General features: G+C 42.0%; 24 protein-coding genes. 9 read left to right on the top strand and 15 right to left on the bottom strand.

Translation table 11 applies throughout. The features are described 5' to 3' along the window. Positions 1-23 precede the first annotated feature (23 nt). The 4 genes from F955_RS02065 (at position 24) to F955_RS16815 (ending at position 3,601) form a co-directional block, all read left to right on the top strand. Positions 24-626 (top strand): OmpW/AlkL family protein, encoded by a 603-nt coding sequence (locus F955_RS02065; RefSeq protein ID WP_004890557.1) that lies wholly within the window; start codon positions 24-26, stop codon positions 624-626. A gap of 167 nt (positions 627-793) precedes the next feature. After that, positions 794-1,138 (top strand): lysozyme inhibitor LprI family protein, encoded by a 345-nt coding sequence (locus F955_RS02060; RefSeq protein ID WP_004890554.1) that lies wholly within the window; start codon positions 794-796, stop codon positions 1,136-1,138. Between the two features lie 112 nt (positions 1,139-1,250). Continuing rightward, positions 1,251-3,170: a molecular chaperone HtpG gene (gene htpG / locus F955_RS02055; protein WP_004890551.1), complete on the top strand. Its 1,920-nt coding sequence runs from the start codon at positions 1,251-1,253 to the stop codon at positions 3,168-3,170. 293 nt (positions 3,171-3,463) lie between these two features. Then, positions 3,464-3,601 (top strand): hypothetical protein, encoded by a 138-nt coding sequence (locus F955_RS16815; RefSeq protein WP_228127670.1) that lies wholly within the window; start codon positions 3,464-3,466, stop codon positions 3,599-3,601. A 63-nt stretch (positions 3,602-3,664) separates the two neighbouring features. On the opposite strand, the gene F955_RS02045 is transcribed toward F955_RS16815, so the two are convergent. The 4 genes from F955_RS02045 to F955_RS16675 form a co-directional block, all read right to left on the bottom strand. Next, the gene (locus tag F955_RS02045) at positions 3,665-4,741 is read right to left on the bottom strand and encodes a hypothetical protein (RefSeq protein ID WP_373853549.1); all 1,077 of its coding nucleotides are present in this window, start codon (positions 4,739-4,741) and stop codon (positions 3,665-3,667) included. Positions 4,742-4,878: 137 nt separating this feature from the next. Beyond that, on the bottom strand, positions 4,879-6,297 hold the full coding sequence (locus F955_RS02040) for a hypothetical protein (protein WP_004890547.1): 1,419 nt from the start codon (positions 6,295-6,297) through the stop codon (positions 4,879-4,881). A gap of 12 nt (positions 6,298-6,309) precedes the next feature. Beyond that, entirely contained in the window at positions 6,310-6,489 is a 180-nt protein-coding gene (locus tag F955_RS02035; protein ID WP_004890544.1) for a hypothetical protein, read from the bottom strand. Between the two features lie 273 nt (positions 6,490-6,762). Beyond that, entirely contained in the window at positions 6,763-6,918 is a 156-nt protein-coding gene (locus tag F955_RS16675; RefSeq protein WP_004890542.1) for a hypothetical protein, read from the bottom strand. A 258-nt stretch (positions 6,919-7,176) separates the two neighbouring features. Between F955_RS16675 and F955_RS02030 the strand changes: the two genes are divergently transcribed. Together F955_RS02030 and F955_RS02025 are read left to right on the top strand one after the other, a co-directional pair. After that, entirely contained in the window at positions 7,177-7,839 is a 663-nt protein-coding gene (locus tag F955_RS02030) for an IS1595-like element ISAcra1 family transposase (RefSeq protein ID WP_004890539.1), read from the top strand. Positions 7,840-8,061: 222 nt separating this feature from the next. After that, positions 8,062-8,262, top strand: a complete 201-nt coding sequence (locus F955_RS02025) for a dodecin family protein (RefSeq protein WP_004813529.1) — start codon at positions 8,062-8,064, stop codon at positions 8,260-8,262. Positions 8,263-8,316: 54 nt separating this feature from the next. Here F955_RS02025 and F955_RS02020 read toward each other — a convergent pair whose 3' ends face one another. Beyond that, entirely contained in the window at positions 8,317-9,003 is a 687-nt protein-coding gene (locus F955_RS02020) for a DsbA family oxidoreductase (protein WP_004890536.1), read from the bottom strand. Positions 9,004-9,329: 326 nt separating this feature from the next. Between F955_RS02020 and F955_RS02015 the strand changes: the two genes are divergently transcribed. Then, complete coding sequence (locus F955_RS02015) at positions 9,330-9,689, top strand: hypothetical protein (RefSeq protein WP_017401611.1); 360 nt, start codon at positions 9,330-9,332, stop codon at positions 9,687-9,689. 49 nt (positions 9,690-9,738) lie between these two features. Here F955_RS02015 and F955_RS02010 read toward each other — a convergent pair whose 3' ends face one another. From F955_RS02010 to ompR, 3 genes are all read right to left on the bottom strand, one after another. Further along, the gene (locus tag F955_RS02010) at positions 9,739-11,256 is read right to left on the bottom strand and encodes an acetyl-CoA hydrolase/transferase family protein (RefSeq protein ID WP_004890531.1); all 1,518 of its coding nucleotides are present in this window, start codon (positions 11,254-11,256) and stop codon (positions 9,739-9,741) included. Positions 11,257-11,461: 205 nt separating this feature from the next. Further along, positions 11,462-12,922 (bottom strand): ATP-binding protein, encoded by a 1,461-nt coding sequence (locus F955_RS02005; RefSeq protein WP_004890529.1) that lies wholly within the window; start codon positions 12,920-12,922, stop codon positions 11,462-11,464. A gap of 242 nt (positions 12,923-13,164) precedes the next feature. Next, on the bottom strand, positions 13,165-13,929 hold the full coding sequence (gene ompR / locus F955_RS02000; RefSeq protein WP_004890528.1) for an osmolarity response regulator transcription factor OmpR: 765 nt from the start codon (positions 13,927-13,929) through the stop codon (positions 13,165-13,167). A 326-nt stretch (positions 13,930-14,255) separates the two neighbouring features. Here ompR and F955_RS01995 point away from each other — a divergent pair, with 326 nt between their 5' ends. Further along, positions 14,256-16,610, top strand: coding sequence for a Tex family protein (locus F955_RS01995; RefSeq protein ID WP_004890525.1), 2,355 nt, complete (start codon positions 14,256-14,258; stop codon positions 16,608-16,610). A gap of 55 nt (positions 16,611-16,665) precedes the next feature. Here F955_RS01995 and F955_RS01990 read toward each other — a convergent pair whose 3' ends face one another. From F955_RS01990 to F955_RS01975, 4 genes are all read right to left on the bottom strand, one after another. After that, the gene (locus F955_RS01990) at positions 16,666-16,983 is read right to left on the bottom strand and encodes a hypothetical protein (protein ID WP_004890522.1); all 318 of its coding nucleotides are present in this window, start codon (positions 16,981-16,983) and stop codon (positions 16,666-16,668) included. Between the two features lie 60 nt (positions 16,984-17,043). Beyond that, a complete protein-coding gene (locus tag F955_RS01985; RefSeq protein WP_004890519.1) occupies positions 17,044-18,120 on the bottom strand; it encodes a patatin-like phospholipase family protein in 1,077 nt (358 codons plus the stop codon). Positions 18,121-18,265: 145 nt separating this feature from the next. Continuing rightward, positions 18,266-19,366 carry a hypothetical protein gene (locus F955_RS01980; RefSeq protein WP_004890516.1) on the bottom strand — a complete coding sequence of 367 codons (1,101 nt, stop codon included), beginning with the start codon at positions 19,364-19,366 and terminating at the stop codon, positions 18,266-18,268. 67 nt (positions 19,367-19,433) lie between these two features. After that, on the bottom strand, positions 19,434-20,879 hold the full coding sequence (locus tag F955_RS01975) for a hypothetical protein (RefSeq protein ID WP_004890514.1): 1,446 nt from the start codon (positions 20,877-20,879) through the stop codon (positions 19,434-19,436). 64 nt (positions 20,880-20,943) lie between these two features. Here F955_RS01975 and F955_RS01970 point away from each other — a divergent pair, with 64 nt between their 5' ends. After that, positions 20,944-21,876, top strand: coding sequence for an IS5 family transposase (locus F955_RS01970; RefSeq protein WP_008302424.1), 933 nt, complete (start codon positions 20,944-20,946; stop codon positions 21,874-21,876). Between the two features lie 246 nt (positions 21,877-22,122). Here F955_RS01970 and F955_RS01965 read toward each other — a convergent pair whose 3' ends face one another. From F955_RS01965 to ubiE, 3 genes are read right to left on the bottom strand one after another with little or no spacing between them, the layout of a single operon-like run. Beyond that, a complete protein-coding gene (locus F955_RS01965; protein ID WP_004890512.1) occupies positions 22,123-23,742 on the bottom strand; it encodes an ABC1 kinase family protein in 1,620 nt (539 codons plus the stop codon). Between the two features lie 12 nt (positions 23,743-23,754). Further along, the gene (locus tag F955_RS01960; RefSeq protein WP_004890508.1) at positions 23,755-24,432 is read right to left on the bottom strand and encodes a ubiquinone biosynthesis accessory factor UbiJ; all 678 of its coding nucleotides are present in this window, start codon (positions 24,430-24,432) and stop codon (positions 23,755-23,757) included. Positions 24,433-24,443: 11 nt separating this feature from the next. Further along, positions 24,444-25,388, bottom strand: coding sequence for a bifunctional demethylmenaquinone methyltransferase/2-methoxy-6-polyprenyl-1,4-benzoquinol methylase UbiE (gene ubiE / locus F955_RS01955; protein WP_004890506.1), 945 nt, complete (start codon positions 25,386-25,388; stop codon positions 24,444-24,446). Positions 25,389-25,513: the final 125 nt, after the last annotated feature.

Here is a 25,513-nt window from a genome sequence, read left to right as displayed (position 1 = left end):
ATTCTTCCCGTGGGGTATTAAAAATGTTAAAGCAAGTTGCTCTAATTGCATTAATGGGTCTTTCCGCATCTGCGATGGCAGGCCAGTGGCAAGTTAAGGTAGGTGGCTCGGTTGTTTCTCCGACTGGTGAGTATCAGCTTGGCCCAGATGCTGAGCTAAAAGCTGCGGACGAATTAGCATTTACACCATCGGTTGAATATTTCTTTAATGACAACATCTCTGCAGAATTATTACTTGCAGCACCCATTAATCATGATGTTGAATTAAATGGTACAGATGTAGTGCGAATTAAACATTTACCACCAACATTGACTGCAAAGTATCATTTTAAAAACTCAACTCGCTTTACTCCATACATTGGTGTAGGTGGTACAGTATTTGTTGCTTGGGATGAACGTACAAAAGGTCTAGGCGATACTGACGTAGATGTAAAAGAAGATTTTGGCTTTGCTGGACAGGTAGGCTTCGGCTATCAACCAGCTGATGCGAAAAACTGGGGTGTTTACTTTGATGCACGTTATGCACAAATTAGCCCTGAAGTTACTTTGACTGGAGATGTACCAGCTAAATTTGATCTAGATATTGATCCTATGGTTTACACCATTGGCTATAGCTACAAATTCTAAGCTTTGAAATTATCCAAAAGCCTTATCTACGGATAGGGCTTTTTTTTTGCAAAATAACAACGATTTATAACGTGATTTAATTGAGCAGATTCGCCCTGTTCAAATATATTGAATGCAATAAAGTTAAAGATAATCTGAATACAATAAAGAGAATAGGAAGATCAAGAATGAAGTGGTTGCTTAGAAGTGGATTGGTCTTCTTTATGGTCTGGACGACTCAAAGCTATGCGGCAAGTTTCGACTGCCAGAAGGCTCAGTCACAAACTGAAAAGGCGATTTGTCAGCATCGGACACTGAATGATGCCGATGTCAAAATGGCCACCAGTTACAATATTATCCGTCATCTTGTGCCCATGGGTACGCGCTCGGTCATTCAGCGAGATCAGGTCAAGTGGTTACAGTTTCGTGATCAGTGTCAGGAGTCTGTCGACTGTCTGATGCAGGTATATAAAATGCGCCAGCAGCAGATTGACTTGCAATTTGATCGGGTTTACCGTCAGGGACCATTTTGAATGATTAAATTTTTTGCATGAAAATCATTAGATACTATTGAAAATTAAACAACTCACTCCATTCATATAGGCATCAGCTTAAGTCTGTTTCCAATAATGAAAGGAGTGAAGAATGAGCGAGTCAAACGCACAAAAGCATAGTTTCCAGGCCGAGGTAGCGCAATTACTGCACCTCGTGACACATTCGCTATACTCAAACCCTGAAATTTTCCTGCGTGAATTGATTTCAAATGCTTCAGATGCATGCGACAAGTTACGCTTTGAAGGGATCAATCATCCTGAATATTATGAAAATGAACCTGACCTGCGTGTTCGGGTCAGCCTCGATCAAAACAATAAAACCATTACTATTTCTGATAATGGCATTGGCTTAAGCCAGCAAGAAGCCATTGATAATCTGGGGACGATTGCCAAATCAGGTACCAAAGACTTTATGTCAAAACTGACCGGGGATCAAAAAGCCGATGCCCAGTTGATCGGTCAGTTTGGTGTCGGTTTCTATTCAGGCTTTATTGTCGCTGACAAGATCACTGTAGAGTCCCGTCGTGCAGGTGCGGACAAGTCTGAAGGCGTACGCTGGATCAGTGGGGGTACAGGTGATTTCGAAGTTGAACAGATTACTAAAGATGGCCGTGGTACGGACATTATCCTGCATTTGCGTGAAGATGCTTTGGATTATCTGCAAAGCTATAAAGTAAAGCAGATTATTAATAAATATTCTGACCATATCAGCCTGCCTATCCAAATGCAGAAAGAAGTCTGGCAGGAAGAAGAAGCTGCAGAGGGTGAAACACCAAAAGGTGGTCAATATGTGAAGACGGACGAGTGGGAAGCGATCAACTCTGCCAGTGCTTTATGGACCCGTAATAAATCTGAGATTACTGAAGAACAGTATGTCGAGTTTTATAAGAACCTGACTCATGACTTTGCTGCACCGCTGGCTTGGGCACATAATCGTGTGGAAGGTAGCACGGAATACACCCAGCTGCTTTATGTACCGAGCAAGGCTCCACAGAATATTTTCACCCGTGATGCTAAAGCAGGGATTAAGCTGTATGTGAAACGTGTCTTTATTATGGATGATGCGGATAACCTGATTCCAAACTATCTGCGCTTTGTACAAGGTGTGGTGGATAGTGCAGATTTACCATTAAATGTAAGTCGCGAATTACTACAGGAAAGCCGTGACGTCAAAACGATTCGTGAAGGCAATACCCGTCGTATCCTGACCATGCTGGATAATCTGGCCAAGTCTGAAGATGAAAAAGATCAGGAAAACTTCAAAACTTTCTACCGTGAATTTGGTGCTGTGCTGAAAGAAGGTTTGGGTGAAGATTTTAGTAACCGTGAACGCATCCTGAAATTACTGCGTTATGCAACCTCAACCAATGATGAAATCAGTACTTCATTGGCAGACTATAAAGCTCGCATGAAGGAAGGTCAAAAGGCTATTTATTATGTAACGGCTGACAGTCTGAATGCAGCGAAAAATTCTCCTCAGCTGGAACTGTTCAAGAAAAAAGGCATTGAAGTTCTCCTCATGTCTGAGCGCGTAGATGAATGGGCAATGAACTTCGTACATGAGTTTGATGGTACGCCGTTGCAGAATGTATCTAAGGGTGCAGTAGATCTCGGTGATCTGCAAGATGCTGAAGAGAAGAAAGCGCTTGAAGCAGCTGCTGAGCAGTTTAAGCCTGTGGTCGATAAACTTACGGATTCCTTGAAGGATAAAACCAAGGAAGTGCGTGTAACAACTCGTCTGGTAGATTCACCAGCCTGTCTGGTGACAGGAGAAGGGGAGTTATCACCACAGTTGATCCGTATGCTGAAAGATGCAGGGCAGCCTGTACCCGATATGAAACCGATTTTAGAGATCAACCCTGAACATCCATTGGTGAAAAAACTGGAAGGCACTACCCAGTTTGATGACCTGGCCAATGTCATCTTTGATCAGGCGGTGATTGCAGAAGGTGGTTTACCAGAGAATCCGGCCGAATATGTAAAGCGTATTAACAGTCTGTTATTAGCTTAAATTTTAAACTTGAAAAACCCTTCTACTAGAAGGGTTTTTTATGATTATCTACTGTAAATTTTTGATGATAAAGGAGGTTTGATCTGAAGAATCTATCATCAAATAAAAACATAATATTGTATTAAATAATCAATAGTAGTGATTATTAAGTTAATGGAGATATAAATCATAAAATCAGTATCGTCATAAGTCTGTTAACTACCTTACTGATCTCCATGAGCCAGCTCACGATGGCGAACTAGTACTAAAAAGTGATGCGTACGGATCGTATAATTTCTTATAAATATATGAAAATGAAAGATTTATGGGTTGAGCTTGTACAGCAGAGCAATCATATAGCCTTTAATCAAGCCAGCTTGGGTCAGCCATCTTGGCAACCTGAACGTATCATGCGTACGACCGTATTGTGTTTAGGAAGATTTAATGAATGAAAGCTTTACTGGTTTTAAAAGCCCATCTTTTATGGGCTTTTTGCATATATAGCACTATTGATTTTAGAAGATGGCCTCCAGACGGACTGCGGCACCTAGGTAATGACTCCGATCCTCACGATGGTCATTTAAATAATTGACATCAGTCTGCACAAAGAACCATTCACGAAGAAAAGGCTGACGCCAAGAGGCATAGGGTCCCCAAGTATTCAGGCGTAGATCTTTGTCATTCATATAACCCCCAGTATAGAGGCCGTAACTGAAGCGGTGAGCATTAAAGAACTGGTGCTGTCGAAAACTGTAATTGTTCCAGCGTAAATCATCATCCTGTTCATCTGCATAGATCAGGCTGAATTGGTTGGAGAGAAAAGGTTGATTAGGGCGCGCATGGGTCAATTCCAGGTTGGTTCGCAGATAGTTTTCACTATCAATCCCGTAACGATAGATCTGTTCGGCATGGAATGAGAAGTCATTATGTAGTGCCCAATCTCGACTTGCTTTTACACGGACATAGATATCATCGCCAGAACGTATCCCCAGATCCAGATCAGTTTCAAAAGGAAGTTTTTTAGAAAGTTCCGACCAGCGCAATGCGAGAGAGCTGTTATTTTCTCGTGTCCGGCTACGGTCCAGCCGTCTGTCAGGCGCATTGCCTGGATTCTCATTGGTAATTGCGACATTGCCATTCAGTTCATTATCGAGGCTGTCATCACCAAAGACTACACTGAGTTTACGTTCTAATGTGGGAAGCTTGATTCTGCCGCGAATACGGGGTTTGACTTCATATTCATCATATTTGTTCCAGCTATTATCCACGATCACTCTCAGGGTCGCACGTGCAGGTTCATTTTCATCAGGGTCACCAAACCAGTTGTCAATTTTATTTGCAGTACGGTTAGTCCAGTGACGAATCCCTTTTTGTTTTCGATCTACCCAGGTATTTTCCTCAGTCTCATGGGTACTGGGAACGATAGATTCACTCGACTGCTCCGGTAAAAAGGTAGGCGTGCTATCTATGAATCGCGGAATATAGTCAAGGAAACTAAAGCTTTTGGAAGGCTCTGCTTCCTGCTCATCGGCCTCGGCTGTTTGGCTTGTATCAGAAGATTGATCAAGCCCGGCCCAAAGTATTGGACTCATACTTGTTAAACTGATCAGTAAGAAAGATGCGGGCAAAATCCGGCTTTTTTTCATAGGGCTATTCTTGCTCTTTTTCTTTATATTTCAAGAATAAGTTTGCAGAATTGCATCTAATAAAAGCAACCAGAACTACAAAATTACATCAATTTTTCCAAAGCTTTATCCAGGATGCTTGCATAAAGTTCTGCTACCGCCACAGGCTCTTTAATCTCCAGCAGAATCTGGTGGATCAGCTGCCAGTTAATTTGCTGATCACGTTTCAGAATCAAGCACGGATACATCTGTTCCGTGGAAGACAGCTTGAGACGTTGTTCCCCATGAATCACACGCAATTTTTGACGTTCTTGTAGTAACAGAAGGGGAGTATGAAAGTTGGCTGACTGCTCATCAAATAGAATAAATTTTTTGGTGGTAATCTGATGCAGAGGAATAAATGGGAAATAATCCTTTTGTTGCCAGATCAATCGGGCCTGTTCGGAATAAGTTTGATAGAGCGAATCAAGCTGCAAGAATTTAGTACTTAATTCAACAGCGCTAATCGTTTTAATAGCAGCAATATGATAATTCTGTTGTTGTCCCCAGAACTGCATTAACTGTATGGCTTGCTGCCATTCACTTGTCCCTAATAGCATACAATAGTGGCTAAAGCGTCCCGTGCTATCTATCTGCTCAGCCAGGTAAATTGGTTGAGAGTTCCAGTCTATATGTGCCTGATAATGCCAAGCCATTTTGAGATGTTGCAGGGATGAATCAGAAGCCAGTCTTAATTCAAAAAGATGATGATTACCTATTTCGACCAAGCTAACATCAGAAACCTGAAATAATAAATCCTGAAATTCTAGAAGAGTTGCTGGAATATCGGGTACTGCGATGTTTTCCTTATTCTCTACTTGTGGTTCGTCTGGCTCTGAATGGCTTAAATCTAATTCTGCTAGAGGTACGATTGTCTGAAGCACATTTGAAGCTTTTTGTTGAACGGGCAAAACTTGAGGATTCGCCCAAATCTCATGTTTGGAGATATAAGTATTTATAGACGATTCAGGAAGCTTTTCTTCAACCATCTCTAAAGACAATGGGGTTGCAGTAGCTTGTAATTCATGATCACTTTTCAAACATGAAGAAAGCTGTTGCTGGTGTAACAGCCAGCTAAAGCTCTGCTCTATATCAAGGTTCCATTCACTGATCAATGCAGTACGTTGAGGTGCTGGGATCAGCCAGATTTGCCAGCCACGTTTAGGGTCATGCAAGAAAGCCCAACCTGAAAGCGGGTGAGCATACAGGGCTTCCTTCAGATGATCTGCATTGAGAAAAAAACCACGGAAGCTATGGTAATAATGGGTTTCTCGAGCAAATTCCTGTGCAGCAAGTTCAGGTTGAAGACGGGTTCTGAATGCCAGCAGCTGTTTCTTGAAAACAGGCTCATTGCACTGCTGGAAAATTTCTTGCACACGTTTTTTAGAGCGGACTACTTCATATAAGCTGAGACTACGATGATCCAGATCATGTCCTAATTCATGCAGTTCTTTAATCAGGCGTACTTTTTCAAGAGCATTCATTATCGTCATCTATTATAAATATTTAAGTGCTTTATCCAGGCTTTTGGCCAGAATGATATTGGCAGCCAGTTCAATCAGTTTATATTCAGTTGAGTTAGGGTCGGTATAACGTTCGGCTAACTGCAACAGATGATCAAGTGGAATCGCCTGTGGTGAAATTTGACCTTGTACTAAAGCTTGCAATTCATTCATGGCAAAACTTGTCACATATAAAAAATGATCATTTTTTGATTATATGGAGGAAAATATAAAAATGTTATTTTTTATCAATTATTTTCTAGAAATGTAGCGCGATAAAATTTGGAAGGGTGTGGAAGATCACCTGGATGAATCATGGATCAAAATATTTAGTTAATTGAAATAAGCTTGAATATAAATTTAATCGTTTTCTGTGATGTCGTACTGCAAAAATAAAAAACAGGCTGAATATTTCAGCCTGTTTTTTTTAAGAAAGAAGCTAGAAAATTAAGCTTCTTTTACAGTTTCAGCAGTATCCGCCGCAACAGTTTCAACTGCAGCCGCTTTTTTTGCTGGAAAGTCAGGTGTGTAGACAATTTGCGCAGTTGCAGTTACTGAAAGTGCCATTACCGTTGCAGCCAGAACAAATTTAATTGCGTTCATAATATGACCTTTATAAGCTGATGTTCAATATATTGAACTGGGAGAAAATAGAACCTTATTTGTGTGAAAATGATATCAAAGCACCAATATTAAAAAATGATTGATTCGGCAATTTTATAAAAAATATTAAAATTTTATTTATAAAAAACAATAAATTAGAACTTTTACTCTAATTTCGAGAAAACTCATTCTTCATAAGGCTTATTTAAAAAATAATAAGGCTCTAGACTAGCAGAATGATTATGTTAGTCTAGAATCATGATAGAAAACAGTAAATTAAGTCACTACAAGATTAAAAAAATTATTCAATGCTTTTGTGTTGATATTCCTGCTTCCAAAACAGCCTTATTACTCAATTTAAATCGTAATACGATTAACTATTGGTACATGCTTTTTAGAGAAACTATCTATGATCATCAAACAGATTTAAGAGCTAAGTTTGTTGGTTCAATAGAAGTAGATGAAAGCTATTTTGGAGCGAAAAGGCAACGTGGGTTTCATGGAAAGTTAAAGTGTGGTCGTGGGACTCTAAAACAGCCAGTATTTGGAATATTCGAACGTAATGGGCGCGTCTATACTGAAATCGTACCTGACTGTAAAATGAAGACTTTACAAGAGGTTATCATTGGTAAAGTTGCACTTGAGAGTGTGATTTATAGTGATGGATGGCGTGGCTATAATGGTCTTGTTGATGTGGGTTATTCAAAGCATTTTAGGGTAAATCACGGAGCAAATGAGTTTGCTAGAGGACAATACCATATAAATGGAATAGAATCATTTTGGAGCTTTTGTAAAAGAAGGCTAGCAAAGTTTAACGGCATATCAAAAGAGTACTTTGATTATCATCTTAAAGAAACTGAATGGCGTTGGATGAGGGAACCTAATGAGTTAGCAACTGAGCTGTGGAACCTCATTAGGTAAAATTAAGTGTAAATCTGCTAGTCTAGAGCCATAATAATTTAAATAAGAATAAAGATTTTTATATGAAAGATTTAAAAGGTGATGCCATGCTGATTAGACTGAGGTGAACACGGTATTGTAAAACACATGTAAGGATTTGCTGTCCGATGTTTAAGGAACGTTTGCTCAGGATTTAAATCCACTATGATGACGCTTCACTCACCATAAAAAGAGAGTTACATCATGGCGATTGCAAAAGTTGTTGAAGTTAATTCGAGTAGCAATAAGAGCTTTGAGGATGCGATTCAGACTGGCATTGCTAAGGTCACCGAAACCGTCAAGAATGTTCAAGGTGCCTGGATTAATGAACAAAAAGTTGTCATCAAAGACAATAAAATTACTGAATATCGGGTCAATCTTAAAATCAGTTTTCTGGTCGAATAAACACAGAACAAAAAAATCCCCATTTGAAATGGGGATTTTTTTATGTGCCTTATCTTATTCAGATTTAGGCAGATCACATTGATCATCAGTACATTGTTCTGCCGCAGCATGCGGTGGCTCTAGCGCTTTTTCTAGAACCTGTACAAATACTTCCTTGGGTTGGGCACCCGCCAAGGCAACACGCTGGTCAAATACAAAGAACGGAACACCTGTAACTTTCAACTGGTCGCGTGCAATTTCCTGATCGAATTTAACGAAATCTGCATATTCTTCTGAATTCAGCACGTCATCGACTTCAACAGGATTCAAGCCTATACGGGCTGCAACATCTTCTAAGGTTTCACGCTCGCCAATGGCTAGACCTTGGGTCATATAACTATAGAAGAAAGCTTCTTCAGCTTCGTTACCTAAACCTTTGCTCTGGGCAAGATGGATAATACGGTGAGCATTAAAGGTATTGCCTGAGTTGGCACCTTCCCAGTTAAACTCAATACCTTCTGCCTTGGCCATCTCGGCAATATTACGTTGCATTTCTTCGACTTCTGCCACAGTACGGCCATATTTCTGCGCAAGTCGTTCAGAATTAGAAATTTCCTGACGTACGGGTGCTTCAGGGTCAAGCTGGAAACTATGCCAGTGGACTTCAAGTTCTACACCTGCTTGTTCTGCAGCAGCTTCTAAACGTTTTTTACCGATATAACAAAAAGGGCAGACCACATCCGACCAGATATCTACGCGCATGAAATTTCCTAAATATTTCTATTAGGAGAAGTATGAGGGCATATAGCCAGAATTTAAAGGTTGAATAGGTCGAAAGAACTAGGGAGAAGATTAAAGAGTTTTAAATTCTAGACATTCTTTATTACTTAACTTGTCTTTGGTTATTCGTCTGAATATTCATGTTTTTTGTGAAATAGTTCAATGAATAGCATAGATCTGTTGTGGATATTTCATAAAATAATGATAAGTAGTTGATATTATTATAAATTGATATGCTATTTTGATATTGCTGAAATTTAGGAGGCAGTGCTATGAATAGGGTCTGTAGCTATACATGCGCTATGTTAATGGCAGGGATTCAGCTTCCAGCAATTGCAAGTTTTTTTGATTCATCTGGTCTTGAACATTTGGATGATGATTTACTTGCGCTGGTGTCAGGACAGGATCGTTCATTTCAAACAAAAACAGATTTATATCGGGCTTATACATTGCAAAGAATGACGCCGCAGGGTTTTCCAGTAGCTGCACAGAGTAATCAGGAGAGTTTGAGATTATTTAATAGTGTATTTCAGTTTAATGAAAAAGGGCAGTTAACCTTACAGATCAATCAGGATGTAATATCGATTGGTGTGATTGAATGTTCTTTAAGTATTCACGGTCTCTCAGAAGTCGGAAAAACCCTTGGTGATCAAATCAAGTTTAATTAAGTTTTGCCGATAAAAAAACGCCCCGAAGGGCGTTTTTTTATCCACTCAATTATGCAGATTTAGCTTCTTTTACAGAGGCTAACATCGAACCAGTTTCTTCAAAGTTTGCATGCCAGCTCAACGCTTCATTTAGAAGGTGAGGTGTCTGACCACCACGTACACATGCACGATCAAAGTAGTCATTTAATGCATCTTTGTACATTGGGTGTACACAGTTGTCGATGATGGCACGAGCACGCTCACGTGGCGCTAAACCACGAAGATCTGCCAGACCCTGTTCAGTTACAAGCACATCTACGTCATGGCCAGTATGGTCAACATGAGATGCCATTGGAACAACAGATGAGATGTCACCGCCTTTGGCAATTGACTTGGTTACGAAGATCGCAATATGCGCATTACGCGCGAAGTCACCTGAACCACCGATACCGTTCATCATTTTGCTACCACATACGTGAGTAGAGTTCACGTTACCGTAGATATCAAACTCAAGTGCAGTGTTAATACCGATGATACCTAAACGACGTACCAGTTCAGGATGGTTAGAAATTTCTTGCGGACGTAATACAAGTTTATCTTTGTATTGCTCAAGATTGTTAAATACTTTCTCGCCGTATTTTGCAGAAAGGGTAATTGATGAGCCTGAAGCAAATTTCATTTTACCCGCATCGATTAATTCGAAAGTACAGTCTTGCAGTACTTCTGAGTACATGATCAGGTCTTCAAAATTAGAGTCTTTCAGACCAGTCAATACGGCATTTGCAATTGAACCGATACCGGCCTGAAGTGGACCTAAGTTTTTCGGTAAACGCTCTGCTGCTACTTCTTTTTCGAAGAAAGCAATCAGGTGATTTGCGATAGATTGAGTCTCATCATCCGGAGCTGTTACTGTAGATGGAGAATCATGGTATTCACTATTAATTACGATACCAACAATTTTCGCCGGATCGATATTGATTGCATGTGTACCGATACGCTCATCTACTTTAGTCAATGGAATCGCTTGACGTGTTGGACGATAAGTCGGGATATAGATATCGTGTAAGCCTTCAAATGCTGGGCTTAAGTTTGTATTGATTTCTACAATCACTTTTTCTGCAAAAATTGCAAAGCTTGCAGAGTTACCAACTGAAGTTGTAGGAATAATGCCGCCGTCTTCAGTAATCGCAACCGCTTCAATCACTGCTACATCTGGTTTTTTCAGCTGCTGGTTACGCATCTGTTCAACAGTTTCAGACAAATGCTGATCGATGAACATCACTTCACCCTTGTTGATTGCTTTACGCAGGGTGTTGTCCACCTGGAATGGCAAACGACGTGCCAATACACCAGCTTCTGTTAATTGCTTGTCCAGGTCATTCCCTAGAGAAGCACCAGTGATGAGGGTGATCTTTAATGGGTTCGCTTTTGCCTGCTGTACCAGCGCCAGTGGAACCGCTTTTGCTTCACCTGCACGAGTGAAGCCACTCATACCTACAGTCATGCCATCTTCGATGAACTGAGCTGCCTGTTCTGCACTCATTACCTTATTGTGTAGGGATGCTAAACGGATACGGTCTAAAGACATTTGAACTCTCTTAAATTCCTGAATACTGATACGGATTGTACCGATCAAAAAAAGTATTTTGCATAGGTGTTAGGCTAAGGTCTAATTTTTTAGCCAAATAGTGGTATAAAAATAAATGATGATTTTTAACATATTGAATAATATATTATTTGTATAAATAAGAAATTAAATCCTAAAAATCAAATGTATAAATATTAATCTATTCTTAAAAGTGACCAGTAATACTTTGTCGGATTTTGTCGAGCGTGGTCGGGGTCGCAGTCTGTTCTGGTTCCGCTTGATGAATTGGTAGTGAAATGATGGCTTCCAATCCACCTTCAGGTCGATTATGAATGTATAGTTCACCAGAGTGAATATCGACAATCCGTTTTACAATGGCCAGTCCCAATCCGCTCCCCTGAACAGTACGAGCCGAATTACCTCGTACAAAAGGTTGCATGAGATCTTCAATTTGATCCTCTGGAATACCTTCACCATGATCGGCCACTTTGATCAACAGTCGATCCTGTTCAATCTGGGCAGAGAGATCAACTGGTTCGGCACCATAGCGTTTTGAATTATTAATCAAGTTACCAATCAATCGTTTAAGCGACATACTGCGGGCTTGGATCAGCGGTAATTCCTGAGGCGTAAAGCGGATATCAAGCGGCTTAAACTGGGTAACCAGTTCTTGTAGTAGTGTATTGACATTGGTTTCTTGTGGCTCTTCATCGGAACCATCGCGCATAAAGGAAATAAACTGATTTAAAATTGCATCCATGTCTTCGACATCATAAATCAGACCTTCTTTGAGGAAATCTTCGTCTGGCATCATCTCGGCACTCAGGCGGATACGGGTCAGAGGCGTGCGCAAATCATGTGAAATACCAGCAAGCATAATCCGGCGTTCACGCTCGGTCTGTTCTAGCGTATAGATCATGTGGTTAAAGGCATTATTCACTTGACGGATTTCAAGTGGCCCATGATTAGTATCCAGATAGGGTGCCGAACCAGTTGCACTATAGCTATTCGCGGCTTCCTGTAAGCGACGTAGCGGACGATTCAGCTGACGGACTAAAGTCAGAATAATAATGCCAGCAATCAATGGTGTACCCAGCAACCAGCCAAAAATCAGTTCAGGGCTATAGTTAGCATAGGTTTTTAAAGGTTCACGAACCCAATGACCATTCATTTCAGGCGTTTGAATCCAGATCTGGGGGCTAGGCTTAAACTGGAAATATACAGTTGCCCGGTCAATACGTAATTCTTTTGCCAGCTTTTCCTCAATTTTGCTGGTAAAAAATTCGGCAATTACCTTTTCACGAATATTGGGATACTGTGCAGGGTCGGTAATGTACTCAATCCCGATACGGCTTTTTAAATAATCATCGATATCTACTTCCTGATCATGGTGATACAGGCGCAGGCTAGGATTATTCAGGATTTCCAGTTCAACAGCAAGATAGCGGGCATGTTGCTGAATTTCCGGCAAATAAAGAGTTCGCCAGAAAAACCAAATCGACATCACCAGACTGAACAGGACCACAAAAACCACAAGTACCGCGGTTCGCATTGCAGCTGAACGTGGCTTGATTTTGTCGAGAAAACGTTCCATACGGGTACGTTTCTTTTCCGAGTAATGGACAAAATCAGTAAATTCTTGTGGGTCGATGGGGTCAAGTTTCACACCAGCATCCTGTGGGCGTTTTCCAGATTTTACAGAAATATTCTTGGGATAGAATCTTAACTGCCTGTGTCTTTAATAAAAGACTTTTCAATAAATAAAATACTTTTATTCCAGTAAAACTGTGCCATTCGCTGAACTCGTAAAGTTTCATGCCAGCCAGGAATGCAAGTTTGGCTCAGACAGCAGCGAATGGCATTTAGAGACAATAGACGAAGGTAATCCTTATCCCTTTATAGTTTTTCTTATTCAGCCCCATCTGGAACAAAGACATAACCCACACCCCATACGGTCTGGATATAACGCGCACGAGCCGGATTTTCCTCTACCAGACGACGCAGGCGAGACACTTGCACATCAATCGAACGTTCCATTGCCCCCCATTCACGACCACGTGCCAGATTCATCAGCTTGTCACGTGTTAACGGTTCACGTGGATGCTGTACTAAGGCTTTCAATACAGCAAATTCACCTGTTGTGAGGGTTACCACCTGACCTTCGCGAGTCAAGGTGCGGGTAGAAAGATCAAGTGACCATGGCCCAAAGCTGACCACTTCCATTTGCTGGCTTGGCGCACCTGGTACTTCACGTACCTGACGACGTAATATGGCACGGATACGTGCTAATAACTCATTTGGATTAAATGGTTTAGGTAGATAGTCATCCGCACCGGCTTCAAGTCCTGCGATACGGTCCGAGTCGCTACCACGTGCTGTCAGCATGATGATTGGTGTATCGATATTGGACTGGCGTAAACGACGACAGATACTCAGACCATCCTCAACAGGGAGCATAAAGTCGAGCACGATCAGAGAAAACAGTTCTCGCTGTAGCAGTCGGTCCATTTGAGTAGCATCATGCGCAGTCTTGACCACAAAACCCTTATCTTCTAAAAAGCGTTGCAGCAAGGTACGTAAACGGACATCGTCATCGACAACCAGAATGCGTTCTACCCGATCGGTTTCGGTATGTACTGCATCGGTTTTTTCAGCGGGTACAACTAAACTCATAAGGTGCTCCTTTATTCTTTATTGTCGTCTTAAACAAAAACTAATAGATGTCTTGAGTATACGATTCATTTATAGCGATTGACTATGCTCTAAAGCAACAAAAATTGCAGTTAAAATCAAGGGATGGATACCAAATATATACAGGCAAATGATAAAAGTTTCGCAAATATGAGGCAGGTATCGCCTGGATCTAAACGTCATTCTTCAAATATTGAACAACACTGTCATAATTCATAAAGATAAATTAATAAAAACAATTGTGGATTTTATAGGCCTGGTCTTTATAATCATGCCATTTAGTACTTATCCTTGTGGGATCAAACACGATGACTGACTTAGTTCAGCAGTTGGCAAAAGAACTTGCCGTACGTCCAACTCAAGTAGAAGCTGCCATCAAACTTATTGATGAAGGTGCCAGTGTTCCATTTATTGCACGTTACCGTAAAGAAGTAACGCAGGGCTTAGACGATACGCAACTACGCCAGCTCGATACGCGTTTATCATACTTGCGTGATTTGTATGAGCGCCGTGAAAAGGTGATTGAATCACTCAAAGAACAAGATAAATTATCTGATGATTTATTGGCGCGGGTAAATGCGGCAGAAACCAAAAATGCATTAGAAGAAATTTACGCGCCGTACCGTCCAAAACGTACCAGTAAATCATTCAAAGCCAAAGAAGCTGGTCTTGGTCCGATTGCAGATAAAATCTTTGCTGAAGCGGTTGATCCTGTCGAAGCACTTGCGGGCTTTAGCCATGAAGATTATCCAGATCAAGAAAGTCAGTTGGATGCGATCCAGCACATTCTGATTGATGACTGGGCACAGAACATTGCGCTGACCACTGAGCTGAAAGCGACATTTGCAAAAACTGCCATTTTAAAAAGTTTGGTTGCTTCTGATGAGAAAAAAGAAGTTGGTAAGAAATTCCGTGATTACTTCGATTTCTCTGAAAACCTGAACAAAGTTCCTTCGCATCGTTTACTGGCAATGCTGCGTGGCCGTCAGGAAAATGTCCTGGGCCTGAAAGTGGATGGCGAAGACGATGCTCCATTGGCACGTATTGAAACAGAATATAATCTGGAGGCCATTCAGCCCCAGTCTCGTCAGGATTTCCTGAAACAGACTGCGAAACTGTTCTGGCTGGGTAAAGTCCGCCCGACGATTGAGCATTCTTTATTGACTGAAAAACGTCTGGCTGCTGAATCTGAAGCAATGAACGTGTTTGCGGAAAACTTACGTCACTTACTGCTTTCTGCACCTGCTGGCGCGCGTACGACGCTGGGCGTTGACCCGGGTATCCGTACAGGTGTGAAACTGGCAGTCGTGAATGAATCTGGCGATGTTCTGGCACATAGCACGATTTATCCCTTTGCTCCAAAAGATGATAAAGAAGGTTCACTGACCGAGCTGGCGCGTTTATGCCGTGAGTTCAATGTCGATCTGATTGCGATTGGTAATGGTACGGCAAGCCGTGAAACTGAAGCTTTAGTCGCTGAAATGATGGCTGTTAATAGCGATCTGAAACTGACGCGTGTGTCTGTATCGGAAGCAGGTGCATCGGTGTATTCAGCATCTGAACTCGCATCACAAGAATTGCCAGATTTAGACGTCTCAATTCGTGGTGCAGTTTCAATTGCACGCCGTCTGCAAGACCCTCTTGCTGAGTTGGTCAAAATCGATCCTAAATCAATCGGTGTAGGTCAGTATCAACATGATGTGAATCAGACCGGTCTGGCGAAAACGCTGGAAGCAGTCGTTGAAGACTGTGTGAACTCGGTGGGTGTTGATGTAAACACTGCCTCTTCTGCAATTCTGGGTTATATCGCCGGTCTGAATAAATCGATTGCACAGCAGATCGTAGATTTCCGTAAGGAAAATGGCCGTTTTGATAACCGTCAGTCGTTGAAAAAAGTGCCACGTTTAGGCGAACGTACTTTTGAACAGGCTGCGGGCTTCTTGCGTATTCTAGATGGCTCTGAGCCACTGGATGCTTCTGCAGTACACCCTGAATCATATGCGCTTGTGTCTAAAATTGTTGAAGCGAAAGCAACAACGGTAAAAGACATTATTGGCAATACTGAAATCATTCGCCAGGTCAATGCTGAAGAGTTTGCTGATGAGCAATTCGGTCTGCCGACGATTCAAGACGTCTTGGCAGAGCTGGAAAAACCGGGTCGTGACCCGCGTCCAGAATTTCGTACTGCCAAGTTCCGTGATGATATCACTGAAGTGGCTCAATTGACTGAAGGCCTGCAGCTGGAAGGCGTAGTGACCAACGTGACTAACTTCGGCGCATTTGTCGATGTCGGTGTCCATCAAGACGGCTTAGTGCATATTTCTGAACTGGCTAATGAATTTGTCGCTGATCCGCATAAAGTGGTGAAACCGGGTCAAATCGTGCAAGTGCGTGTTTTGAATGTGGATGCTGAACGTAACCGCGTGAATTTGTCGATGCGTCCTGAAGCTTCTGCTGCTCCGGCAAAAGCACCACGTCAGCCACGCCGTGACAACAATGAAGCACGTGGTGAACGTAAGCCTCAAGCTAAACGTCCACAGCAGGCACGTCCGCAAGGTGAGCGTCCTCAGGGCAAGAAACCGCAAGCGGCTAAACCACAAGAGCAAAAAATTGGTGGTTTGGGTGCATTGTTATTGCAAGCAGGAATTAAAGGTTCCAAGTAATCGTTAATTACCCAATAAAAAACCTCCCAAATGGGAGGTTTTTTATGTCTGATTTTTATGAATTGATCATCGGCACAATCCAGCTGGTAATGATCAGCAAAATACCCAGATGCCCCAGTTTTCGGGTCACATAAACCAGTTTCGACGGTGGCTGTTCCAGTCGTTTTGCATATTCTTCCATGCTAATTCCAGACTTACCTTTACTGGTATATAAAAACACCCCTAAGTCGATACAGATCAGAATCGTACCAATATCGGCCACCAGTTCCATCAGCTCGAATTGCTGGGTATATAGCGACATGCCAACGCTATAGATCAGATAAAGACCAAAGGCAATACAGGCATATTGCAGGACCACTAAAAACTTCTGCATAAATCTCAACAGCTCAAAAAATTAAGGCAATTATACAAATAATCGGGCAGCTGCGGCCAATTACAAGGCTTGCATCAGGTCGGCAAAATTCTGTTTCTCGACCAGCTCCAGAAATTCATCACCCAAGCGCTGGCTTTCAGCAATACATTGCTTCCAGAGCTGAATCCGCTGGGTTTGATCTAAACCTTTTAAAGTAAAGTCCTTACGGTCTGGCAAACGGCCTAAAGGTAAACTTTGCAAATATTCTGGCGATGGAGAGATGAGCAAAGTTCGTGCCTGATTTTCCGGATTTGAGGTACGTTTAAATAACTTGTCAAACCAGCCTGGGGTGATGCTATCGGTAAAATGCGGATATAGCACAATGCCTTTGCTCTGGAAGGGCAGGTCTATGTGATAGTCAATCAGGCCACCATCACGGTAATAGCCCTGCGGTGCATCCGGGATGTTATTCACCGCTGCCATCACCCCCGGAATAGAGGCAGATGCCATTAACCAGGACAGGACACTTTGTTCAGTCAGGGCATGATAATGCGTGGTAAATCCATCTTCAGCGATTTTAAACTGTTCACCCATATTCGGTTGGCTGATGACCCGTTGCATAAAATGACGGCTGTGCTTGCGTGCAACTGCAGTTGCCCCGACAATTCCGGCTACAGAAGCCAGTAAAGGTAAGGCCTTGTCACTCTGGAAAATGTGTTGGGCTTTAATAGACAACACGGTCAGATGATAATCTGGATGATTAACTAACTCAGTCTCTTTGCCTTGGACCAGGTCGAATAACATACCGCGGCAGACTTCGCTCACTTCCAAACGTGTCATTTTCTTATGGAAGTAAAGGTTGGTATACAGTTCAGCTAGGCGTTCGGTTCCTAGTTTAGCACCATGAGCAGCAATACTGGCAAAACGCCAGCTGCCAATGGAGGAACCCACCAGGGTTCTACGCTGAGGAGCACGTGGGAGAAAATCACCAAAAATTGCCTGATCCAACCCCTGAATACCGATACCTTTCGGGCCCCCTGCAGCCCCAGGAACAATATCCACCTGTTCGGGTTGTAAACCTTCTTTCAGAATCAGCTCACGTGCCAAGTGCCCGGCACGGATTTTCAGGGCAGGGGCATGTTTTTGTAAAATCTGCATAGAGGTTTAACCCATATTCGACCAGTGAGGGCTTATTTTAAGCGTTGTGCCTTTGGACCCAATGGCAAGATGTGCCCTAAGGTGACTTTAGAGTCATATGACATTCAGCAAACAAAAAAGCCTGAATAAATCAGGCTTTTTTGAACTAGAAACCGTGGTATTGAATTCCGATAGATGCCAGTCCATAGCGTTTATCTAAACGAGATGCTGTGACACCGTTATACAGAAAAGGTACATAGCCAACGAGGTTGTTTTGGAACAGTTGACCTTGCAGATAGCCTGTCAGCTTTGGAGTAAAATCATAACTAAACTTAGCACCAAAAGTATGGTTGTCCTTAATCGGTGAGTTTCCAAAATTGCTGATTCGGTCATCAATATCCTTGCGCCATAAACGTTGGTATTGATAAGCGAGCTGACTTTCGAATTGACGGTAACGCCAGTTCCATGAGCCACCTAGAGAAGCATAGTAACTGTCGTAATTGAGGTCTTTTTTAACATCGAGATCAAATTGGTCAGCATAATTTCCAATATCAATATCCCGTACAATGAGACCATCGATAAGACATCGACCAATAGGTGTAGCAGTTAACTGATTATTCGAGTCAATATTAATATTGGCTTTACAGTCCCGGTTATTCCCGGTCAAGTGAACCATTAAATCCAGTTCATCAACTTTAACTTTGCTATAACCTAAAGAACCAAATATATTTACTTGATTCATGAAGTCAATTTTATGTGTATAAATAGTATCAAGCTGAAGTTGGGTATCACGAGGATTAGAAACCATTACCTCATTAATTGTACGACCATTTATATTAGTTGGAGAGGTTTTTGCGACTTCATCCGCCTGGTTGCCCCAAAAAGACAATTTAAAAGCAAGATTAGAGCGATCTGTAGATAGACTTGCTGGAAAGTAAGTAAGGCCCAAAGCGCCGGAATTTAACTTATTGGTATCTTTTCCGAACTCAATTTCTCGACGCCAGTAATCAGCATTTATAGCCCATTCAGGATGAAGTTGATACTGTGAACTGATATGTCCCCCAAGATAGTCTCCTGAATCACCTTTTACACCTTCACTTTCTCTTAAGTCCAAAAAGTCCACAGTGTCATTGACTATATCTAAGCTGGCATTCGTCGTCAGTTTATTTTTAGCAGGAGTAGCTTGTAAAAATAAATCATCGGGTGCAGCATAAGTATAAGAAATAGTAAATGCTGCAAAAATAAAAAGTAATGATTGATTTTTCAACTTTATTTACCGAATAAGAAGTGAGAGAAAAGCCAGTGATCAATCACTGGCTTTTTTTAATTTTTGATTATTGAACCGTAAAGTAGCCTGTAGTGGTAACACCGCTAAAGTCAGTTGCAGGTTTATTTGGAATACCAAATGTACCCAGGTTTAATCCTAAAGTTGCAGAGACCGGATAAATAGTCGGAGCAACAAAAACAGATACATCCGCATTAACGAAGTTGCTTGAACTAATCAAATTCTTATAGTTGGTATAAGGTTGACGTAAAACTGTAAATTTATTTGCTAGATCTGATAGAGAAATTGAATCACCGGTAAACTCGGTATCCTGTGCAACTTCGAATGAACCCTTCGGTGAATTTGCCAAAGTGGTTTCAATTTCTATGACAGCACCCGCTGGAACAGTAATTTTGCTGATCGCAATATTATTATCAAATGAAACGTTTACCTTGCTAATATACGCGGTCAAGGTTTCAGGCTGGCCATTTTGACCAATTGCAGCAGTAGCCTGGAAGCCTAATTTAATAGAATCTGTATCTGTAGTCGCTTTATTTAAAATAAACTTCACTTGAGCTAGAGAATCAATGGCGTTCTTATCAACGGATAGACGTGCATCATTTCGAGAATCAATAATTTCTTGAATATTTTTACCAGCAACGCTCAGTCCACTATAACTAGCAGATGCAAGGTTATCCTGAATGTCAGCAATAACAGTCGGATTGTCAGTTAAATAATCTTCTAACTTAGCATTTTCTGTTGTATTCACAGCTGTGTTGATAATATCAGTTACAGCTTCTACTTTTGCCTGATTCTCTTGTAATGCTGTTTTAACTTCATCTGAGGCAGATTGTGCAGCAGTATCGAATATCAAGGTCACAGCAGTCGTATTTACCCCTAAATTAGTAAGAAGCGGCGTAGTCGCTACTGTTGTTTGAATGGCTTTCACGGCTTGAGCCATAGTTAAACCAGAATCTTCAAGTTGAGTTAGAATTTGTTGTAATACAAATACTGCTGCTTGTTGGTTATTAGTTCCTTCAGTAATCGGATCAAATGTCGTGACATCTTCATTCAGACTAAAACCTAGCTTACTAAGCACATCCTGAAATTCAGCGGCTGGTAGTTCAGCCTGTAAAGTCGTTAGAGGTGTTGCAACAATTTCAGTAGTTGATGCTGCTTGATAATTAATTTCTTTAACTTTTAACTGACCAGTAAATGGAAGTTTGGTAACAGTATCAATCCCACCTGTAATAATGAAACCGGTTTCCTGGCAATTTGGTGTAGTATTAAAAGTAAATTTACCGTTTTCATCTGTTTTTAAATCTGGGTAAGCCGCTTCACAGTTAGAATTAGTGAAATCTACATCTGCTCCCGCCAAATAAAAGTCTACAGCAACACCAGAAATTTCTTTGGAGTTAAAACCGGGCTTCGATGAGCCACCACCACCTCCACCACAAGCTGCCAATAATGAAGTTGCTATTGCTAACGTTGTTAATTTAAATACACGATTATTCATAGTTATTCCCGGCTTTGTTGCACAAACCTATCTGTAAAGGCTTTTTTAGCGATATAATTTTCAAATGAAGAAGCCTACACACAAAATCTACCGCACAACCAATTGGCCCGCATATAACCGAGCACTCATGAGTCGCGGAAATATTGCCATTTGGTTTGATCCTGCTACGCAATGGTATGCTCCATCAAAAGGCAAACAAGGGCGAAATCAAACCTACTCCGACGCAGCCATCCAATGCTGCTTAATGATTAAATCCTTATTTCGTCTGTCTTTACGTATGGTTACTGGCTTTGTACAAAGTCTGATTAAACTTTGCGGATTAAATTGGATAGCTCCAGATTACACCACGCTTTGTAGAAGACAAAAGCATATTGATATTGTAATCAGCTACCAAAAAAGTAGCGATGGGCTGCATCTACTCATGGACTCTACAGGCATGAAGTTTCTAGGTGAGGGCGAATGGAAACGCAAGAAACATGGATCTGAATATCGTCGCCAATGGCGTAAACTTCATATTGGTATAGATGCCAAAACCCTACAAATACGAGCAGTTCAGCTTACAACCAATAATGTCAGTGATTCACAGGTGCTTGGTGATTTACTTGATCAGATTCCACAAGATGAGCGGATTGACTCTGTTTATACCGATGGAGCTTATGACACCAAGCAATGCCGTCAGGTCATTGCAGATCGGCAAGCGCATGCGGTGATTCCACCTAGAAAAAATGCGAAACAATGGAAAGATACAAAGAGTAGCTCGCTAGAGCGAAATGAATTACTTCGAACAATTAAACGTTTAGGCAGGACACTATGGAAAAAATGGTCAGGCTATCATCGGCGAAGTTTGGTTGAAACTAAGATGCACTGCATTAAATTATTAGGAGATAAACTCAGCGCAAGGAGTTTTGGTAGCCAAGTGAATGAGATCCATGCACGTGTAGCAGTCCTTAACAGATTTACGGAATTAGGTCGCCCACTTACCCAAGTTACGCCTTAAATTTGGCTCAATTAGGGGCGCTTTGCATTTCAAATCTTTGTGCAACAAAGCCGTTATTCCCTAATTCCCAAACCTTTGTTTATGAGTTATGCGTTATCTATCTAATAATAGCTTAAAAAATAAATAAAATAATTAATTAAATCTACAGCTATTAAATATCTTTTACAAAATAACTATTAAATAATTTATATATTGATAAAGCAAAAAATAAGCCCATTTAAAAATGGACTTATTCAAATACAATAATTATTTAATTATCCGCCAGACAGCAAGTATGCTTGCCAGCACAATCAGAATCACTGACACAAACCATGGTGAAATAATTGCAATTGAAAGCAAAATGGCCATGATGCTGCCAAAAATCCAGCTACGTTTTTGCTGATGTTCCATTTGCAGGCGCATACTTTGCAATTCATTGAGCTGTTTGGCATGCCAGGCCGACTGGTTTTTTAGACCGTTCAGGCTGTCGATCATCAAGGTTGGTAAATCCTGCGCCCCTAAAAGCAGATCCGGGATTTTCTGTCCCAGTTCTTTCAGATTTTTCTGCGGATTCATCTGTGCCTTGATCCAGTCGGTCAGGATCGGTTTGGCCAGACTCCAGATATCCAGTTCCGGATATAGGTCAGTGCCTAGGCCCTCCACATGGACCAAGGTTTTTAATAACAACATCAGTTGCGGTGGAATTTCCAGATGAAAGCGACGGGCAATGTCCATGACTTGAATCAGAATCCCGGCAAAATCCAGCTCATGCATTGGTTTTGAAACCATTGGACCCACAGTACGGCGCATTTCGCGTGCCAGCGCATCCTGATCGGTACCTGGTGGAATCCAGCCTGCCTGATGCACAATCTGAATCAGCTGCATGAAGTCGCTGTTCATGACCGCCAACAGCATACGTGCTACCGTCATCTGGTCATGCTTAGACAGCTCTCCCATAATCGCGCAGTCCAGTGCGATAAAGCGCGGATTGGCCGGATTAATGGTTTCTACAAAGACATTGCCTGGATGCATGTCGGCATGGAAGAAGTTGTCCCGGAATACTTGGGTAAAGAAGATGGTGAGGCCTTTGCGTGCCAGGTCAGCACGATCCATACCCAGTTCATCAAAGGTGGTAATATCCGAAATCGGTACACCGGTAATCCGTTCTGCGACCAGTACATCTTTGCTGTCCATGTAGACTTCAGGCACATACATCATGCTGGAGCCGGTGAAATAATGACGCATCCGGCGGGTATTATCTGCTTCCAGCGTCAGGTCCAGCTCATTCAGAATGATCTGACGATAATCCTGAATAATTTCAGTCAAATGTAAGGCACGCGCTGCTTCCAGACGTTTTTCTAGAAAATCACCCAGCCAGCTCAGGATCTCGAAATCCTGTAAAATCTGATTACGGATATTCGGGCGGGTCACTTTCACTACGACTTCCCGGCCATCATGCAGGGCAGCAGTATGCACTTGTGCAATTGATGCAGCAGCAAGTGGCTGAACATCAAAACGGGCGAACAGGGTGTTTACATCGGCTTTCAGCGATTCCTGAATACGCATTTTAGCCACGTCATTGTCAAATGGCTTGACGCGATCCTGTAGTAAGACCAGTTGTTGCAGTACTTCAGGTGGAATCAGGTCACGACGCGTAGATAGCAATTGGCCTAGTTTGATTGCCAGTGGCCCCATTTCCTCTAAAGCTTCTTTCAGCTTGAGAGGATTTTTACGCTCTCGGCTGGACCATGCAGCCGGATGCATACGAATCAGGGACAGGATATGACGGCTTTTTTCTGGGAGTTCTTCCGCAGGAAACAACGTATCGAGTCGATAATGCGCGGCAATGCGCCAGAGTTCGAGTAAACGTGAAACATGCGGAATCATAAAGTGGTGTACCTAGTTTTGAGTTGAATCTTGTTGGTTTTCAATCTGTGTCTGAAGCTGACCAATCTTAGCTTCTACACGATCAATATTTTGATTGAGTATACGCGTATCTTGCTGTAAATCATCCATTTGCCAGCGTGCAGCAAATAGACCGCTGTCTTCTTTAAGCGTATCTTCCATAAAGAACAGACCGCTTTGCAGACTGCGCTTGAGATGTTTGGGTGCTAGTTGCAATTTGCCAATTTCATGTGCAAGGGTTGGTCCGATCCATGAGCTTAAATGAGCCGCCAGATCAGGTTCAGCCTGTTGCATAATGCGCTGGATTTCCTGCAATAATTTATAGTCACCTTGCAGCGGAATATTGCCTATTTCATCTGAAAGCAGCAGTTTCAGTAGGTCAATGATATTATCGACTTGTAAAGTCGCAGTGGCTTCAGAACTCTGTGAGCTGTTGGCTTCATAAGGACGTTGTTCAAAAATCGAAGCAGCTTCAGTATGCCCAGTGGCTGTTGGCTCCAGGCGAACCTTGCCATCATCAAAGAATACATCTACAGAAAGCTGCGGTGAGGCAATTACTACACGTAGCATTTTGCCAGCCAATGCATTTAACTGGATGCGGGTAATCGCATCCAGATCAATGAAATGGTGAATCACACGTTCAACGGCACCAAGTGCCAGAATTGACCACATGAATGGGAACCTTAAAGTTTAAAACCACGGTGAACGGCAACGATACCACCCGTCAGGTTATGGTAGTCACAGTTCTGGAAGCCGGCATTTTCCATCATGCCTTTTAGAGTGCGCTGATCTGGGTGCATACGAATCGATTCTGCCAGATATTTATAGCTTTCAGAATCATTGGCAATGATTTTACCCATGATTGGCAATGCTGTGAATGAATACAGATCATACAGTTTCGAGAATGGCTCAAAGACTGGTTTAGAAAATTCTAAAACAAGCAGACGGCCACCTGGCTTAAGCACACGGTACATCGAAGCAAGTGCAGCATCTTTATCAGTGACGTTACGTAGACCAAATGAAATGGTTAACAGGTCAAAACTGTTATCTGCAAATGGCTCTAAAGTTTCGGCATTAGCCAGTACGAAATCGACATTGGTACAGCCTGCATCAATCAAGCGATCACGACCCACATTCAGCATAGATTCGTTGATGTCAGATAATACTACATGACCGGTTGGACCAACTTCACGGCTGAATACTTTGGCCAGGTCACCCGTACCACCGGCGATATCCAGCACATGCTGACCACGGCGCACGCCTGACATGTTAATGGCAAAACGTTTCCATAGACGGTGAATACCAAAAGACATCAGGTCATTCATGATGTCGTATTTGCTGGCTACAGAATGGAATACTTCCGCGACTTTTTGTGCTTTTTCTTCACTGCTGACAGTTTGATAGCCGAAGTGAGTGGTTGGACCGACATTACCGGTATTCGCCCCACGTGGCAGATTATATTTCGGTATGCTACCTGTGACAGGTGTATCAGTCAGACGTTGTTCTAGAGACTGTTGCTGACCTTGTGGCGCACCTTGTGGTAAAGGTGCAGTTAAGAATGGGCTCACTTTGTCTGTTTGTTGTGCCGACTCAGCTGTAGGGGTAGGCGTAGTATTTTCATTGGACATTGGAGTCACTCCTAACAGATCAATGGGGTTAATCTTGCATGCGTGCATGGACTGCATAATGACAGATTCTAAGATGTTATACAGCAATCATCATGCAATTGTTATGAATAATATACAGAAAAATG

The organism is Acinetobacter schindleri CIP 107287 (assembly GCF_000368625.1).
In the GTDB taxonomy this organism is placed as follows: Bacteria; Pseudomonadota; Gammaproteobacteria; order Pseudomonadales; family Moraxellaceae; genus Acinetobacter; species Acinetobacter schindleri.
Note: the sequence above shows the minus strand (reverse complement) of the source record. Positions and strands in the feature narration are given on the sequence as shown.

Coding starts and splice junctions, on each gene's coding strand:
- F955_RS01995 (WP_004890525.1), top strand. CDS start 14,256: ATGACTGACTTAGTTCAGCAGTTGGCAAAAGAACTTGCCGTACGTCCA.
- F955_RS16675 (WP_004890542.1), bottom strand. CDS start 6,918: ATGAACGCAATTAAATTTGTTCTGGCTGCAACGGTAATGGCACTTTCA.
- F955_RS02030 (WP_004890539.1), top strand. CDS start 7,177: ATGATAGAAAACAGTAAATTAAGTCACTACAAGATTAAAAAAATTATT.
- F955_RS01970 (WP_008302424.1), top strand. CDS start 20,944: ATGAAGAAGCCTACACACAAAATCTACCGCACAACCAATTGGCCCGCA.
- F955_RS01965 (WP_004890512.1), bottom strand. CDS start 23,742: ATGATTCCGCATGTTTCACGTTTACTCGAACTCTGGCGCATTGCCGCG.
- F955_RS02040 (WP_004890547.1), bottom strand. CDS start 6,297: ATGAATGCTCTTGAAAAAGTACGCCTGATTAAAGAACTGCATGAATTA.
- ompR (WP_004890528.1), bottom strand. CDS start 13,929: ATGAGTTTAGTTGTACCCGCTGAAAAAACCGATGCAGTACATACCGAA.
- F955_RS02020 (WP_004890536.1), bottom strand. CDS start 9,003: ATGCGCGTAGATATCTGGTCGGATGTGGTCTGCCCTTTTTGTTATATC.
- F955_RS02045 (WP_373853549.1), bottom strand. CDS start 4,741: ATGAGTCCAATACTTTGGGCCGGGCTTGATCAATCTTCTGATACAAGC.
- htpG (WP_004890551.1), top strand. CDS start 1,251: ATGAGCGAGTCAAACGCACAAAAGCATAGTTTCCAGGCCGAGGTAGCG.
- F955_RS01975 (WP_004890514.1), bottom strand. CDS start 20,879: ATGAATAATCGTGTATTTAAATTAACAACGTTAGCAATAGCAACTTCA.
- F955_RS01990 (WP_004890522.1), bottom strand. CDS start 16,983: ATGCAGAAGTTTTTAGTGGTCCTGCAATATGCCTGTATTGCCTTTGGT.
- F955_RS01985 (WP_004890519.1), bottom strand. CDS start 18,120: ATGCAGATTTTACAAAAACATGCCCCTGCCCTGAAAATCCGTGCCGGG.
- F955_RS16815 (WP_228127670.1), top strand. CDS start 3,464: ATGAAAGATTTATGGGTTGAGCTTGTACAGCAGAGCAATCATATAGCC.
- F955_RS02060 (WP_004890554.1), top strand. CDS start 794: ATGAAGTGGTTGCTTAGAAGTGGATTGGTCTTCTTTATGGTCTGGACG.
- ubiE (WP_004890506.1), bottom strand. CDS start 25,388: ATGTCCAATGAAAATACTACGCCTACCCCTACAGCTGAGTCGGCACAA.
- F955_RS02035 (WP_004890544.1), bottom strand. CDS start 6,489: ATGAATGAATTGCAAGCTTTAGTACAAGGTCAAATTTCACCACAGGCG.
- F955_RS02010 (WP_004890531.1), bottom strand. CDS start 11,256: ATGTCTTTAGACCGTATCCGTTTAGCATCCCTACACAATAAGGTAATG.
- F955_RS02065 (WP_004890557.1), top strand. CDS start 24: ATGTTAAAGCAAGTTGCTCTAATTGCATTAATGGGTCTTTCCGCATCT.
- F955_RS02025 (WP_004813529.1), top strand. CDS start 8,062: ATGGCGATTGCAAAAGTTGTTGAAGTTAATTCGAGTAGCAATAAGAGC.
- F955_RS01960 (WP_004890508.1), bottom strand. CDS start 24,432: ATGTGGTCAATTCTGGCACTTGGTGCCGTTGAACGTGTGATTCACCAT.
- F955_RS02015 (WP_017401611.1), top strand. CDS start 9,330: ATGGCAGGGATTCAGCTTCCAGCAATTGCAAGTTTTTTTGATTCATCT.